This is a genomic window from Solibacillus sp. FSL K6-1554 (assembly GCF_038005185.1).
Lineage (GTDB): Bacteria > Bacillota > Bacilli > Bacillales_A > Planococcaceae > Solibacillus > Solibacillus silvestris.
Genome location: NZ_JBBOSS010000001.1, coordinates 2,354,881 through 2,368,694 on the forward strand (window position 1 = coordinate 2,354,881; position 13,814 = coordinate 2,368,694).

The window sequence follows — 13,814 nt, forward strand, 5'->3', positions numbered from 1 at the left end:
ATTTCATTTGTAAATCTAGAATGCTAGAATTGTTAAGAAATATTGAGTCATTGTGAAGATCAAAAAAAAAAGAGGGAAGCTCTCATGCCGCTTCACCACTTTAAAAATTGATTATAGTAAAATATCTATCCATATTTTAATGGCCGTGGCACCAATCATAATTGCAAGCAGCCATTGCAGCATTTTTACATTCATTTTCTGACCGACTTTTGCACCAAGTGGCGCAGCGATGATACTAGCGATAATCATAATAAATGCCGGCCAATAGTCTACCTGGCCTGTCATCACTTTGCCGACACTACCACCGATCGAGGAGATGAACGTAATTGCCAAGCTTGTCGCGATCGTGATTCGAGTTGGAATTTTTAACACCGTCAGCATAATCGGTACGAGTAAAAATCCGCCGGCTGCCCCGACAATTCCTGACCCGATTCCGACAATCAGTGCAAGTGAGCTTGCCAATACTTTATTGAAGGTAATTTCTGTTGTATTTTCAACCGTTTTCTTTGGTATAAACATCATGACAGCTGCAATGGCGGCTAATAGACCATATACAATATTAACGGCATCTTCAGACAAAAATCCTGAACCGTAACTGCCGATGAAGCTACCGATTAAAATCGCCACACCCATATAGATAATGAGTTCTCTGTTTAACAACCCGCTTTTACGGTAAGCCCAAACCCCTGCAAGCGATGCAAATAGCACTTGTACAGCACTAATTCCGGAAACTTCATGTGCGGTAAATGCCACCAAACCGAACATTGGCGGAATATAGAGCAGCAACGGGTATTTAATGATTGAACCGCCGACCCCTAGCATTCCGGATAGAAACGAGCCGATAAATCCAAGCCCGAATATGACCGCTATATACATAAATGATAAATCGATTTCCATATGTTTTCCTTCTTTCAAAAATTCAATTTATACCTCAGCTAAATAATTGTGACTTCGGCCGGGGTATATCTTTATTCAACGGGCGTTTATATACACCCGCTGAATAAAGATATAGCGAGTAGAGCTTCATCTACCCGCTATTATTTTTTTATGCTTTTTGAATGTAGAAGTACAGGACGCCTGCTTCTTCTTTTTGTTCTACGATAGTGTGGCCGCCTGCACCTGCCCATGCCTTGAAGTCATTTAATGCGCCTTTATCTGTTACTAAAACTTCTAGTACTTCACCAGAGTTTATTTTATCAATTGCCTTTTTCGTTTTTACGATTGGCATTGGACATGCTAAGCCTTTTGCATCTAATGTTTGTGTAATATTCATTTGAAATTCCTCTATTCTTAAATTTGTTTGTTGTAAGCAATCTATAAGTTTACCGTGTAACACGGTTGCGTGCCTCTTGAGCGTGAGGCACGCATTGGTGTAACATCTCATTGCTAAACTAAATTAGCGTACTGCGCAACGGTTTGGACCGATTTCCATTTCTGTTTGTTCGTCGTTATCAGGTGTAATTTTACCCATGTTAACGTGGCGAATTTCTTGGTATGCATTCGGTTGTGGTGGTAAGTTATCTGTTACCATTGAGCGGAATACTTCTTCGTCTTCCACGTTTAAACCGTGGTTTTCAGCGAATAAGTCGCCTAAACGTTTTGCCACTGTGCCGTCTTCGTTTAGTTCGTCAATGATCATAAAGTGAGCCGGTAATACGATTAAGTCTTCTGCTAATGTGCGGTAGCGAGAGTATAATGTTTCGCGTAAGTCACCAACCCAGTCTTCAGCAAGTCCAGCTAAGTCTGGACGACCGATTGAATCGATGAACAGGATGTCACCTGTTAATAAATATTTACCATCGATGACAAATGATGTTGAACCAATTGTGTGACCAGGTGAATAAAGTGCGCCTACTTCGATTTCAGAAGCACCTAATTGTACTTTTAAACCGTCTTCAAGTGGTGCGTAGTCAAATACCACTTCTTCTGCATCTTTCGGTGGTAAGTAGTATGTTGCACCTGTAGCTGCAGCGATGTGACGACCACCAGAAATGTGGTCAGCGTGCAAGTGTGTATCGAAAACGTGTTTAATCTCAACACCTTTTTCTTCAGCGAACTTTGTGAATACATCTGTGAAGCGTACTGCGTCGATGATCGCTGCTTCGCCTTCAGAAATGGCCATGTAAGAAAGACAGCCTTTACCTAAACGTACGAATTGGTATAACTCTCCGCCGTTTGTAAGATCGCCGACTTTAATTGGCTCAAGGTACATTGACCAAGACTTCATACCGCCTTCTAAATAGCCAACTTCACGACCAGCATCAGCTAACATTTCTGCTACCATGATAGAAGAGCCTTCTTTTGCACACACAACTAATACGTCTTTGTCTGTTGGAATTTGTGGTAAAATTTCATCTACACCATCCAACAGATCAAAATAAGGAATATTTAAATAATCAAATTTGTGACCTTCGATTTTCCAGTCTTTAAATGCATCTTCATTACGAACATCTAAAATAAACAACTCTTTGTTTTCAATTACTTTGCGCGCAACTTGTGCGGCTGTCCATGCTGTTACTGTCATTTAAATTACCCCCATTGGTATATTTTAGTTTAAAATTTTTTCTTGTTAAAACGTTAATGTTGGTGCAGCATCCTTCGCAAAATCCAGGAATGTAACGGCGCCGCCTACTTCAATACCATCAACGAAATCTGTTTTTGTCAAACCCATCACGTCCATCGTCATTTGGCAGGCGATGAATTTCACTCCTAAATCCTGTGCCATTTCCACTAATTGCGGGATTGCCGGTACATTTGCGTTAGCAAAGCCTTCCGCAAAGTGTTCTTTGCCAGCAGGCATTTCAAGTGCATTCATCCCTTGTTTATGAATTAAATTTAGACCTTCAAATGTGAAAAAGATGGCTACTTCTTTTTCAGAAGCTGCTGCTGCCGTTGCGATATTAAATACTTTATAAGCATCGAAAAGCCCACCGTTTGCTGCAATAATTGCTACTTTGTTTGTCATATTACTCTACCTCTTTCTTCAATTCGCCTTCATAACCTGTCATACCAGGCAAGACGTTGTATACTTTTGTAAATCCTGCTTCAGCCAGTTGTTTGGCTGCCAAATCCGAGCGTGTTCCTGTACGGCAAATAACATAAATTGTTTCTTCTTTATCAAGTTCACTCATTCGTGTTGCTAATTCGCCCATAGGAATTGATTTTGCTCCCGGGATATGGCCAAAAGCGTATTCCGCTGCTTCACGTACGTCCAAAATCATTCCTTCTTGTTTCACGGCATCTTCATTCGAAATTGTTTGTTCAAATGATTTTTCCGCTGCATCACTGATTTCCGGATTGCACTTTCGGATATAGTGATAAAACACACCATTTACTTCATTTGAGCCGATATATTGATGACCGACCGTTTTCGACCATGCAGCTAAATCGGCCACTGAGCCTTTGTCTGTCGCCTGAATTTCAAGCACTTGTCCTTCTGCCACATCATTCATCGCTTTTTTTGTTCTGACAATCGGCATTGGACAAGCTAAACCTTTTGCATCAAGTTGTACGTCTGATTTAATCATCGTTATCCTCCTAAGGTATAATCCTATTTAAATTTTTTACTTACTTAACTTCACCATTCCATTCAAGCATACCGCCTGTCATATTCGTCACGTCAAACCCTTGTGATTCCAAAAAGGCTGTTGCCTGACCGCTGCGGCCGCCTGAACGGCAAACCATAATGTATGGTGTTTTCTTATCCAATTCGTGCATACGGAATTCCAGTAATCCTAATGGAATATGGGTAATCCCCGGAATATGACCTGCTTCTACTTCCGTTACTTCACGAACATCGATTAAATGAACCGCTTCACCTGCTTCTAATTTTGCTTGTACTTGTTCTGGTAAAATTGTTTTCATTCTTTCTTCCTCCTTAATAGGCACTCATGCCGCCCATATTCGTGACACGGCTATAGCCTAATTTTTTCAGTTGATTACATGCTTGTTTGGAACGCATGCCGCTTTGGCAAATGACCACAATTTCCTTATTCTTTGGCAGTTTTGAAAAATCAGAGCCAAGTGGGATATTTTTAAATTGCTTCACATTGCGCGCTTTATACTCAGCAGGTGTGCGTACATCAATAAACAATTTGTCTTTGTCATTGATCATACTTTTGAGTTCTGTCGTCGAAATCGTGTTGACGCCTTTTGTCGGCTTCATGCGCCAGGCTAAAAATGCCACGATCACGGCGATTACTAGTATTGTTTCCATATGTCACCTCTTATATGAATAGGTTGACGTTTCCGTCTTCAGCATCCGCTAAATAGGCCGCTACTCCGGCGTATTCGATGCCATCAAGCAATTCTTCTTTTTGAAGTCCCAATAAATCCATCGTCATCGTACATGTCACAAGTTTTATGTCTTGTTCCTGTGCCATTTCAACGAGTTGTGTTAACGTTAATGCGTTATGCTTATTCATTACATGCTTGATCATTTTTGGTCCCATGCCAAGCATTTGCATTTTTGATAAGCCAAGTTTTTCTGCTCCGCGCGGCATCATTTTGGCGAACATTTTTTCCAGGAACCCTTTCTTAACAGTTACCGGTTCTTGTTTTCGTAATGCATTGATACCCCAAAAGGTATGAAAAATTGTTACCTCATGATCATATGCAGCCGCACCGTTTGCAATAATGTAAGCAGCCATTGCCTTGTCGTAATCACCGCTGAATAATACGATTGTTGTTCTTTTCTTTTCCAACGAAAGTCCCCCTACCCCTATAGGTATAATGTATTTCAAAAATAAAAAGTCTTATCGACTTTTTACTAGTAAATCTACTGCCTGTTTGACCATGGCATTTTTATCCATCGTTTCGGCATCTTCCTTTGAAAGACACTCCACTAAATTATCCGTTACGATGACACCGATTGTACGGTCAACAGCAGAACGGACAGCACTAAGTTGTGTGATAACATCTTTGCAGTCCTTTTCTTCTTCCATCATCCGTAAAATGCCGCGTAACTGACCTTCGACTTTTTTCATTCGTGCCAATACTTTTGGATCATACTGCATTTTCTCACCTCATTTGGAATGATTTATTAATCAAACTATACTACCCCTAAGGGTATATGTCAAATATTTAATTTTCTAGTAGTGTTGAGAATAGAAAAGCTTTCTCACACTTTTTATTATACCCCTGCAGGTATAAATGTCAACAAAAAGAAACTCGCACTTTTGTGCAAGTTTCCAAAACTAGTGCTCATGTCGTTCCGCATTGTTTTATTGGATGCACTGTTCCAAATGGAAGATTTGGTGGTGCATAGATGGAATATAACTTTAACGGAATATTTCCGGTATTGATTAAGTTATGCCATGTGCCAGCAGGGATGATGATGGCGCTATCATCAAAAACGATCCATTGCAAATTTAAATTATCTATACTTTTACCCATTTGAACAATTCCTTGACCTTGTTCAATCCGTAGAAACTGGTCGACATTCGGATGCATCTCCAACCCAAGTTTCTCACCTGGATGAAAACTTATGACAGTCAATTGCAGATGATTCCTGGTCCGTAAAACGGTCCGGAACGTACTATCGCTCTGTCGCTCCATGAATAATAATGACAAATGGGTTTTTGCCATAGTCCGTTATATCATTCATGCTGTTACCAAAATCCCACTATATATTGGGCATAAAATTCATGTTGATTTCATCCCTTAGCTTACAATGTATTCCATATAAATAGATTATGAAAAACTTACAGTTAACGTTCACTTTCTTTTAAATTAATTTCATTTATTCCTTTAATACAGGCGCATTTTTTTCGATTATTATACATTCCACAACAATCATCGATAAAACTATCGTTAACCATGTAATCTCTTCTCCCAACAAGAAAACAGAGGGATAAATTAGTTTCTATGTCATGAAAGAACTTTATAAACAGCACGCTGATGCGAGAACGTTTTAAAACCATGAATTCCATGGAAATTGCCGCTTCCCGAGTTATTGACACCGCCAAATGGTAAATGAAGATGCGTATTGTGCATAAATATTCCGTTGACCGTCACTCCGCCAGAAGACGTAGTACGGAGCACCTGCTGTTGGAAATGCTCATCCTCACTATAGATATATAGCGCTAAAGGCTTTGGATTCTGCTGGATATGGCGAATCGCTTCTGACACATCCTTATACGTTTTTACAAATGTGAGCGGTCCGAAGATTTCCTCATCCGCAATCCGCATGTCGGGTATAATATTTCCTAATAAAGTCGGCTCGATTAAACGATTTTCATCATCAAATATCCCTCCGCTTAATACGGTTGCTCCTTTTTCTATTGCATCCTCGAATAACCCCTTAATCCGATAATAGTGTGCGTCATTAACAATTTGAGTGCGCTCCGTTGTGCGTAATTTACCTTCATCATAGAGCATACCTAGCGTCATTTGCTGAAAAGCCCGTGCAAAACCTGTTAAATCGTCTTCATGAACAAATAAGTAATCTGGTGAAATACAAAACTGTCCAGCCATCATTACCTTTCCGAAAACGATTGTTTGCGCCGCTTTGAAAGGATTATACCCTTTATCGATAATAACCGGCGATTTACCGCCAAGCTCAAGCGTTACAGTTGCCAGATGCTCGGCCGCTTCACGCATGACTATTTTGCCGACACGGGGACTGCCCGTAAAGAAGAAATGATCAAACGGCAGCTTCAGTAATTGCTCGGAAACATCGGCTTCTCCCTGAACGAATGCGACCTCCTGCTCATCAAATACCGATTCAATTATATCTTCCAATATCTGATTATAGGCAGGATTAAACTCGCTTGGTTTAATTAATACACAGTTACCTGCAGCCAATGCATCCAATAATGGATGAATTGTTACGGACATCGGAGAATTCCAAGTCCCGAAAATGCAAACACAGCCACGTGATTCATATAAAATATAGGCTTCTCCATCTTGAGTATTTTCAACCCGATCAGGTTGCATCCATTGCTCCAGATGCTGAACAGTAAAATCTATCGCCGATGTAACGGAATAAATTTGTTGCTCGGCTGTCATAGTCGTCATGGCAAAATCCCTGTTCGCGGCCTCTACCAAATCCTGTGTACGCGTCAAAATCGCAGTTTTCAAATTCAGCAGTTTTTTGATACGCTGCTGTGCTGTTGTTTGACGTGCCTGCCACTGAAAACCTTTTTGCTTGTCAAAAATACTTTGTAGCTTGTTTATCGTAGAAAAACTCATCTTTCCCACTCCCTTTTATAAAATTTAACCTACCTATTTCAAATCCTTTAATTTAAACAAGCTGCTCTGTGGCTGGTTCTTCTTCCTCTATTTTCAAATTGCGCTTTTGCAATGTGATGACAAAGATTCCTAGTGCAAGAACAACTGCGCCTAAGCATGCAAACAGTAAGTACGATAAGCCTTGACTTAAATTTGGAAGTCGTAAAAACAGTCCCAGGAAAGATGTTGCCAATAACGACGATACTGCAACAGCTAACTGAATGACACTCATTGCAACACTAATATCTTTATCAGGCAAGTTCATTTGAATTCCTGTATGGAAAATTGAAATCAAAACACCGCTGGACGTTCCCCAAATTAAACAAATAATCGTTAAGGCTAATGTAGAAGCAGATGTTGTAAAGAACGTTAACGTGAAAATCATAGAAGCAAAAATAACCATCGCAATGATTGCAACCAATTTGAAATCCTTCAATTTTACAACAAGGAATCCGCTCATTGCAGCAAATATGAAGGAAGTCGTCCCTCGAAACGTCATAAATAAGCCTGTTTCAGTTGGTGTAAAACCAAATAAATTTTGTAAGAACATCGGCAATAAAAAAATTAGCCCGGTTGCGGCAAACATAACGGCAAAAACACTTAACATGCAAACGACAAAAACCCGATATTTAAATAACCGTAATGGCACGATCGGATGTGCAACTTTCTTTTGGCTAGTAATAAAACCGAAAATCGACAATACAAAGACGGTTACCAGCACGAACATCGGGACAGATAGCCAAGGAATTCTTGAGCCGCCAAATGTTGTAATCGCAACAAAAACTAAAATAGCTGCACTTAAAATACTTATTCCCTTATAATCAAGTTTTGCATTTTCTGTCCTCGGAATATTCGGCATATATTTAACGACTAAATACAAGCCGATCACTCCAATTGGAGCAATCGAATAAAATACCCAGTGCCAGGACATATACTGTACAAATATTCCACCCAATGTAGGTGCGACTATAGCTGTAATGGCATTTAATGCCCCATAAAACCCTAAAAACTTCGCCCTGTTCTCCAAATCAAATATATCGCTGATGACGATTAGACCAACTACAGCCGCAAGTGCGCCGCCCAAGCCCTGTATCGCTCGGAAAATCATTAAATGGTAAATATTTGATACCAACAAAGGTGTTATTATTTCCGAGACTAAGATAACTAAAATACCGATAATCAAAATTTGTCTGCGTCCATAAATATCACTCATTTTTCCCACTATTGGCGTCATTATTGCACTTACAGTCAAATTTACAGTGAATACGAGCGAGTAAAATTCGATGCCGCCAATATCATCAATAATTTTAGGCAACGCGACTGAGAACTGGGAGGAAACCATAAGCCCCAATTCTATACACATAAAGACCCCAACCATTAATAGAACCTTTTGTTTATATGTTAGCGACTCAACAGTTTTAGACGTTTTTAACATGAACAAAATCACCTCTTTGATTTTGATTATTTTGTTAGACTAAACTTTCCGCTCAATTAAACAAATAGCCCGAACTAAAACAATGTTGTGTCGTCGGATCAGACGTCTTTACTATAGATTCGGACTAATTTTCTGAGTTTCATTAAAATAGAGAGCGACTTGATTTAAATATTTCAAATATTTAAACGCAAATCACTCTCTATATATATCATCCTCTATTTATGCGCCATAATAGGTTGCTCTGTTTGGACAGAATTTTGACTGGTCCAATTTAAAGCATTAATTGCCAGATCGTAATATTGATCAATGCTTCCTAAATAATTTTCGTAGTATTTAGCCTGCTTTATAAATAAGTGGCAATCGATTTCCTCCGTGAATCCAATCCCGCCATGAATTTGGATATTATGGGACGCCAATCGAATGAATGCCTGCGTTGCAAAAATACGCGCACTGCAAATTGCCTCAATCCGGTCTTCTGAAAAAGTCTCCATTGCCCAGTTTGCATAATAGGAAAGTGAACGTGCAGTCTCCAAATCCAATTTCATATCTGCTAGACGATGTTTAATCGCCTGGAATCTGCCGATAGGGTTTCCGAATTGTTCACGGATTTTAGCGTACTCGCTGGCCATCTCCACTATATGCTCCATTGCACCTACCGCTACGGAAGATAACGCAGCATTATAATAAAGCAAACCCTCCTGCAACATTCCCCAGCCATCTCCTATTTGGCCAATAACATTTTCAGCCGAAACTTTCACTTGTTCAAATTCAACCATTGACAGTTTTCTCGTTTCAGCAAAATTATCCTGTGGTGTAATTGAAATTCCCGGTGTGTTAAGATCCACAGTGATTAATGTAATTTCATTGTGTATTCGTAGCGGAACTATAGCATGCTGTGCGAGCTCTAAATCTGGCACCTGTGTTTTCACACCATTTAAAATAATCTGCCCCTGACTCACTTCACCAGAAAGCCGGATTCCCTGCTCTTTATAGCTGCCACCTGGCTCTAACCATGCCACCGTTAAATTTAAATCCGAATCGGCTATTTCCTTTAAAAAATACTGCTTCTGCTCCTTCGTTCCGAAACGTTCAATCAAAGGAACTGCCAATGCATTTGTTTCAAGGTGTAAACCCGGAAGCAATACCCTGCCGAACTCTTCCATGATCGGCACTAAATCGAGCTGGCCTAAGCCCATTCCCTCAAATTCTTCCGGGATATTCAATTTTGTCCAGCCCAATTCCTTTAAATCCGATAAAATATTTTTTACATGCTCTGTTTTGTTATCAATATAATCTCTTGCAATTTTCGTATGTTCCATATCCCCTAAAAATTTCTTTATATATTCCCGAAACATTTCCTGTTCCTGGCTTAAAGAAAAGTCCATCTATTCACCTTCTTCTCATTTATTTGCCAATATCCTTTGGCAGGCCTAAAATGCGCTCCGCAATTGTATTTTTCTGGATTTCACTCGTACCGCCTCCGATTGTTTGACCAAAGGCATAGAGATAATTCCTTTGCCAATACGAGTCGCCATACACGGCATCCTTTTTCCATAACAGCCCTTGGTGCCCCTGAATTGAAATGGCTTCTGCGAACAGTTCTTTCGTATTTTCGCTGACTAAGAGTTTATCCATTGAGCCTTCCACTCCAGGATGACCCACTTTTAGCTGCTTAGTTAAATTGCGGTAATAGTTCAGCAAGGACCCGCGCGACTTAATATACAAATCCAGCAGTCTTTTGCGGACATCCGGCTTTTCTATTACAGGCACATGATCCTCCGTAACATTGCGGGCCAGTTCCACCAGCTCATCAAATTGCTGTTCCAATGAGAACACCTGTGCACCAATGCCCGTTCTTTCATGCATGAGCAACGCAATTGTTACACGCCATCCATCATCGACAGCACCGATAATTTCACTTTCATAGGCAACCGCATCATTCAAATAAACCTCATTGAAATCATGCTCTCCATCCATTTGAATAATTGGTCTAACCTCGACGCCCGGCTGATTCATATCCAATAAAAAACATGTAATCCCATGATGCTTTTTCTCGCCCTTACTCGTTCGGGCTACTAAAAAGCAGCGATCTGCAAAATGGGCAAAACTTGTCCAGATTTTCTGCCCATTTATTATCCACTTATCGCCGTCTTTCACCGCTGTCGTTTGAACAGCAGCCAAATCCGAGCCTGCGTTTGGTTCAGAATAACCTTGGCACCATACTTCCTCACCGGTAATAATTTTTGATATATATTTCTCCTGCTGTTCCTTGCTGCCGATCTGCATAAGTGTGGGACCTACCATATGTAAGCCCACATAGTTAACAAGTGGCGGTGCCTTCACACGAACCATTTCCTGATGATAAATGATTTCTTCCATCAACGTCGCATTGCGGCCGCCTTGCTTTTCCGGCCAAGCAATCGCTGCCCATCTTCCCTCTGAAAGTTTTCTTTGCCAATTCCGTAAAAATTGGCCTAGCTCTTGTTGATTTTCCGGCATTTTAAAAGTGCCATCCAGCCAGCCCTCCGGCAGATTATTTTCCAGCCATTCGCGAAGCTCCAGACGAAACTGCTCCTCCTGACTTGTGTACGAAAAGTCCATCCATATCCCTCCTTCTAAAAGAATTTAGACCAATACCCACTGTGGAATCGCTCGCTCCTCAGTAGCCTCTATCCATACCATTTTTACCTTTGTTCCGATCGAAACTGTTTCTGTATTGCCATGGAGTACATTACCAATGATCTTGATTTCAGGGTATTCCTCCAATTGGACAACAGCGATCACTGTTGGTAGTTCATTTTGGAAGCCCGGTAAAAATGGTCTATTTGAAACGATATAGGTGTAGACCTCACCGGTAATTGTTGAACCTAAGTTTTCCCAGAATACATCGATGCTTCCGCAGTTTGCGCAGCTCGGTCCAGGGGGGTGATTATAATTGCTGCATGTATTGCATTTTTGCACATTCAGCTCATGTCGATCTGCCGCATCCCAGTAAGGTGCATTATAGGTGTTTTTCAAAGGAATCGGCTTTTCGTAAATTACTTTCGTCTCTTCTTTCATTGTCATTCCTCCTATTTACATAAAATCATGGCACCGGCAACATCCGGTCCTGTCCAACCTGTACAAATTGCCAGTTCTGTATCTTTTACCTGACGTTCTGTTCCCTCATATTCACGTCGAACTTGGCGGACAATTTCCAATACATTGTTCATGCCGTGTGTATAGCCTTCCGAAAGCATGCCACCCGCTGTATTTGTAGGAAGCTTGCCATCCATTCGCAAGTTTCCAGCACTTACAAAATCCCCCACTTCACCTTTTGGTGCAAGTCCGTATGCCTCGAGCTGACGTAAAACAACCCAGCTGAAACAGTCATAAATCGATGCAACCTTAATATCCTCAGGTGAAACGCCCGCATTCTCGTATAATCGGGGCGCAACATAATCTGCTGCAACTTCATCGATATTTTTCCAGTAATGGGCGTGGGATACTACTTCTCTTGCAGCCATGCCTAAAATTTTTACAGGGACGGATTTGCAGTCTTTGGCACGCTCTGTGGAAGTTACAATAATCGCGTTTGCCTCATCTGACTCCAAACAGTAGTCATGCTTTGTAAATGGTGAACTTAAATGTGCCGTGCTCATATATTCTTCCATCGTCAATGGCTTCCCGTAAAAAAATGCTTTCGGATTCCGCTGTGCATGCTCGTAAAAGCTTGTGCAAACATGCCCTAAATGCTCCTGTGTCAAGCCGTTCAGATGCATATGGCGAGTGGCAAACAACCCGAACCATTGCCCTGGACTGCCTGCCCCATAAGGAATAATAAAGCTCCCGCCATCAAAACCGTTTTGAAGGGCATCAATACTGAATCCGCCCCCACCCATGCGGACACCGGAGCGTCCATTCATCGAGCGGAAAATAAGCACGGTATTTGCCTGTCCTGTTTCAATCAAACCAATGGCCTCTGCGATTAAGAGCTCGGTACTGCTCCCCCCGCCGAACATTTCTTTCACAACTTTAGGCCGAACCCCTAAATATGTTGCCACCTGATGCGGATTACAAGAATCCATCTCCGAATAGCTCATGAACCCATCAATGTCTTCTGCTTCCAAACCTGCATCTGCTAGTGCAGCCCGTGCTGCTTCCAACGCCAATTCCAATGGGGTAACCCCGGAATTTTTCGAACGATTACTTTCGCCTACCCCAACAATGGCATATTTTTCCCTGATTTTTTCCATTCAGCCCACTCCCTCTATGTTAAAATTGGATAATGGCTTCGCCAGATCCAACAACCTCGCCTATGTCCTTTACTGCATATAATTTCAAAACAACCTCTGTCCTACCGTCAATTTTCGTTTTTTCCTTGACGATTCCTTTACACACAATTTCATCCTCCGGAACGGTCATGGCACCAAAGCGCATTTTAAAATCGGTTACTGTACCTTCATTCGATACAATTTTATTCACGTATTCTCCTAAAAAACCCATGATTAGCATTCCGTGTGCAATCACACCATTTAACCCGATTTTCTGGGCGAAAGCATCATCTGTATGCAAAGGATTAAAATCACCTGAAGCTCCTGCATATTTTACAAGCTGAACCTTTGTTACCTTTTCTTTTTTATATTCCGGCAGATTCAGCCCTTCCACTAATTGGCTAAGATCAATCATATTAATCTGTCCTTTCTGCATAAGAAATTTAATTCAGCACTAACGGGCGGTATACAATATTAGTTCGGCTTGTTACTATGTGCCCGCCGTTTTCGTCTTTTATTTCTGTATCGAATAAAATGAATTCCATCATGCCGTTTTTTCCTTCTTTTTCATATACATCCGTCACCTTCATCTGGCAGTACAGCATCTCTCCCACACGAATCGGACGAGTATAGAAAAATTGCTGTTCACCATGAAGCATTCGTCTGTAATCCAACCCTAAATCCAAAGCGTCATTTTCATTGTCGGGTGTCACGGCAACAGGAAACGTCAACGGTGCAACGATCCCTTTATGAGGTGTATTTTTGGCATATTCTTCATCCGTATAAAGCGGGTTCGCATCGCCAATCGCCTGCGCAAATTGTCTAATATGACGCTGCTCCACCTTGAAGGTAAAGGGTTTACCTGTTTTACCGATTAAATGTGCAAGCTCCATCGC

At 41.1% G+C, this 13,814-nt stretch carries 17 protein-coding genes and 1 pseudogene; all 18 read right to left on the minus strand.

The features are described 5' to 3' along the window. Positions 1-111: 111 nt before the first annotated feature. Positions 112-897 carry a sulfite exporter TauE/SafE family protein gene (locus MHB58_RS11695; protein WP_008404126.1) on the minus strand — a complete coding sequence of 262 codons (786 nt, stop codon included), beginning with the start codon at positions 895-897 and terminating at the stop codon, positions 112-114. A 148-nt stretch (positions 898-1,045) separates the two neighbouring features. Continuing rightward, positions 1,046-1,273 (minus strand): sulfurtransferase TusA family protein, encoded by a 228-nt coding sequence (locus tag MHB58_RS11700; RefSeq protein ID WP_008404128.1) that lies wholly within the window; start codon positions 1,271-1,273, stop codon positions 1,046-1,048. 123 nt (positions 1,274-1,396) lie between these two features. Next, the gene (locus MHB58_RS11705; protein WP_340735289.1) at positions 1,397-2,524 is read right to left on the minus strand and encodes an MBL fold metallo-hydrolase; all 1,128 of its coding nucleotides are present in this window, start codon (positions 2,522-2,524) and stop codon (positions 1,397-1,399) included. A gap of 45 nt (positions 2,525-2,569) precedes the next feature. Next, positions 2,570-2,965: a DsrE/DsrF/DrsH-like family protein gene (locus MHB58_RS11710; protein WP_008404130.1), complete on the minus strand. Its 396-nt coding sequence runs from the start codon at positions 2,963-2,965 to the stop codon at positions 2,570-2,572. A gap of 1 nt (position 2,966) precedes the next feature. Next, positions 2,967-3,527 (minus strand): sulfurtransferase TusA family protein, encoded by a 561-nt coding sequence (locus tag MHB58_RS11715; protein WP_014823535.1) that lies wholly within the window; start codon positions 3,525-3,527, stop codon positions 2,967-2,969. A 40-nt stretch (positions 3,528-3,567) separates the two neighbouring features. Beyond that, positions 3,568-3,864: a rhodanese-like domain-containing protein gene (locus MHB58_RS11720; RefSeq protein WP_340735290.1), complete on the minus strand. Its 297-nt coding sequence runs from the start codon at positions 3,862-3,864 to the stop codon at positions 3,568-3,570. A 13-nt stretch (positions 3,865-3,877) separates the two neighbouring features. Then, positions 3,878-4,216 carry a rhodanese-like domain-containing protein gene (locus tag MHB58_RS11725; protein ID WP_340735291.1) on the minus strand — a complete coding sequence of 113 codons (339 nt, stop codon included), beginning with the start codon at positions 4,214-4,216 and terminating at the stop codon, positions 3,878-3,880. 10 nt (positions 4,217-4,226) lie between these two features. Then, complete coding sequence (locus MHB58_RS11730) at positions 4,227-4,703, minus strand: DsrE/DsrF/DrsH-like family protein (protein ID WP_008404134.1); 477 nt, start codon at positions 4,701-4,703, stop codon at positions 4,227-4,229. Positions 4,704-4,754: 51 nt separating this feature from the next. Continuing rightward, positions 4,755-5,015, minus strand: a complete 261-nt coding sequence (locus MHB58_RS11735; protein WP_008404135.1) for a metal-sensitive transcriptional regulator — start codon at positions 5,013-5,015, stop codon at positions 4,755-4,757. Positions 5,016-5,202: 187 nt separating this feature from the next. After that, positions 5,203-5,614 (minus strand): annotated as a pseudogene (locus MHB58_RS11740) (cupin domain-containing protein); the annotation flags it as partial. Between the two features lie 254 nt (positions 5,615-5,868). After that, positions 5,869-7,191: an aldehyde dehydrogenase family protein gene (locus MHB58_RS11745; protein WP_340735292.1), complete on the minus strand. Its 1,323-nt coding sequence runs from the start codon at positions 7,189-7,191 to the stop codon at positions 5,869-5,871. A gap of 52 nt (positions 7,192-7,243) precedes the next feature. Next, complete coding sequence (locus MHB58_RS11750) at positions 7,244-8,665, minus strand: MFS transporter (protein WP_340735293.1); 1,422 nt, start codon at positions 8,663-8,665, stop codon at positions 7,244-7,246. 215 nt (positions 8,666-8,880) lie between these two features. Continuing rightward, on the minus strand, positions 8,881-10,050 hold the full coding sequence (locus tag MHB58_RS11755; RefSeq protein WP_340735294.1) for an acyl-CoA dehydrogenase family protein: 1,170 nt from the start codon (positions 10,048-10,050) through the stop codon (positions 8,881-8,883). Positions 10,051-10,069: 19 nt separating this feature from the next. Next, a complete protein-coding gene (locus MHB58_RS11760) occupies positions 10,070-11,266 on the minus strand; it encodes an acyl-CoA dehydrogenase family protein (RefSeq protein ID WP_340735295.1) in 1,197 nt (398 codons plus the stop codon). A 24-nt stretch (positions 11,267-11,290) separates the two neighbouring features. Beyond that, complete coding sequence (locus MHB58_RS11765) at positions 11,291-11,725, minus strand: Zn-ribbon domain-containing OB-fold protein (protein WP_014823528.1); 435 nt, start codon at positions 11,723-11,725, stop codon at positions 11,291-11,293. Positions 11,726-11,736: 11 nt separating this feature from the next. After that, positions 11,737-12,900 (minus strand): thiolase C-terminal domain-containing protein, encoded by a 1,164-nt coding sequence (locus MHB58_RS11770; RefSeq protein ID WP_340735296.1) that lies wholly within the window; start codon positions 12,898-12,900, stop codon positions 11,737-11,739. 19 nt (positions 12,901-12,919) lie between these two features. Continuing rightward, complete coding sequence (locus MHB58_RS11775) at positions 12,920-13,333, minus strand: MaoC/PaaZ C-terminal domain-containing protein (protein WP_008404148.1); 414 nt, start codon at positions 13,331-13,333, stop codon at positions 12,920-12,922. 28 nt (positions 13,334-13,361) lie between these two features. Then, positions 13,362-13,811, minus strand: coding sequence for a MaoC family dehydratase N-terminal domain-containing protein (locus MHB58_RS11780; RefSeq protein ID WP_008404149.1), 450 nt, complete (start codon positions 13,809-13,811; stop codon positions 13,362-13,364). Between the last annotated feature and the right edge of the window lie 3 nt (positions 13,812-13,814).

What these genes read in the sequence shown, in the direction of transcription:
- MHB58_RS11695 (WP_008404126.1), bottom strand. Translation starts at nt 897, where the DNA reads ATGGAAATCGATTTATCATTTATGTATATAGCGGTCATATTCGGGCTT.
- MHB58_RS11700 (WP_008404128.1), bottom strand. Translation starts at nt 1,273, where the DNA reads ATGAATATTACACAAACATTAGATGCAAAAGGCTTAGCATGTCCAATG.
- MHB58_RS11705 (WP_340735289.1), bottom strand. Translation starts at nt 2,524, where the DNA reads ATGACAGTAACAGCATGGACAGCCGCACAAGTTGCGCGCAAAGTAATT.
- MHB58_RS11710 (WP_008404130.1), bottom strand. Translation starts at nt 2,965, where the DNA reads ATGACAAACAAAGTAGCAATTATTGCAGCAAACGGTGGGCTTTTCGAT.
- MHB58_RS11715 (WP_014823535.1), bottom strand. Translation starts at nt 3,527, where the DNA reads ATGATTAAATCAGACGTACAACTTGATGCAAAAGGTTTAGCTTGTCCA.
- MHB58_RS11720 (WP_340735290.1), bottom strand. Translation starts at nt 3,864, where the DNA reads ATGAAAACAATTTTACCAGAACAAGTACAAGCAAAATTAGAAGCAGGT.
- MHB58_RS11725 (WP_340735291.1), bottom strand. Translation starts at nt 4,216, where the DNA reads ATGGAAACAATACTAGTAATCGCCGTGATCGTGGCATTTTTAGCCTGG.
- MHB58_RS11735 (WP_008404135.1), bottom strand. Translation starts at nt 5,015, where the DNA reads ATGCAGTATGATCCAAAAGTATTGGCACGAATGAAAAAAGTCGAAGGT.
- MHB58_RS11745 (WP_340735292.1), bottom strand. Translation starts at nt 7,191, where the DNA reads ATGAGTTTTTCTACGATAAACAAGCTACAAAGTATTTTTGACAAGCAA.
- MHB58_RS11750 (WP_340735293.1), bottom strand. Translation starts at nt 8,665, where the DNA reads ATGTTAAAAACGTCTAAAACTGTTGAGTCGCTAACATATAAACAAAAG.
- MHB58_RS11755 (WP_340735294.1), bottom strand. Translation starts at nt 10,050, where the DNA reads ATGGACTTTTCTTTAAGCCAGGAACAGGAAATGTTTCGGGAATATATA.
- MHB58_RS11760 (WP_340735295.1), bottom strand. Translation starts at nt 11,266, where the DNA reads ATGGACTTTTCGTACACAAGTCAGGAGGAGCAGTTTCGTCTGGAGCTT.
- MHB58_RS11765 (WP_014823528.1), bottom strand. Translation starts at nt 11,725, where the DNA reads ATGAAAGAAGAGACGAAAGTAATTTACGAAAAGCCGATTCCTTTGAAA.
- MHB58_RS11770 (WP_340735296.1), bottom strand. Translation starts at nt 12,900, where the DNA reads ATGGAAAAAATCAGGGAAAAATATGCCATTGTTGGGGTAGGCGAAAGT.
- MHB58_RS11775 (WP_008404148.1), bottom strand. Translation starts at nt 13,333, where the DNA reads ATGATTGATCTTAGCCAATTAGTGGAAGGGCTGAATCTGCCGGAATAT.
- MHB58_RS11780 (WP_008404149.1), bottom strand. Translation starts at nt 13,811, where the DNA reads ATGGAGCTTGCACATTTAATCGGTAAAACAGGTAAACCCTTTACCTTC.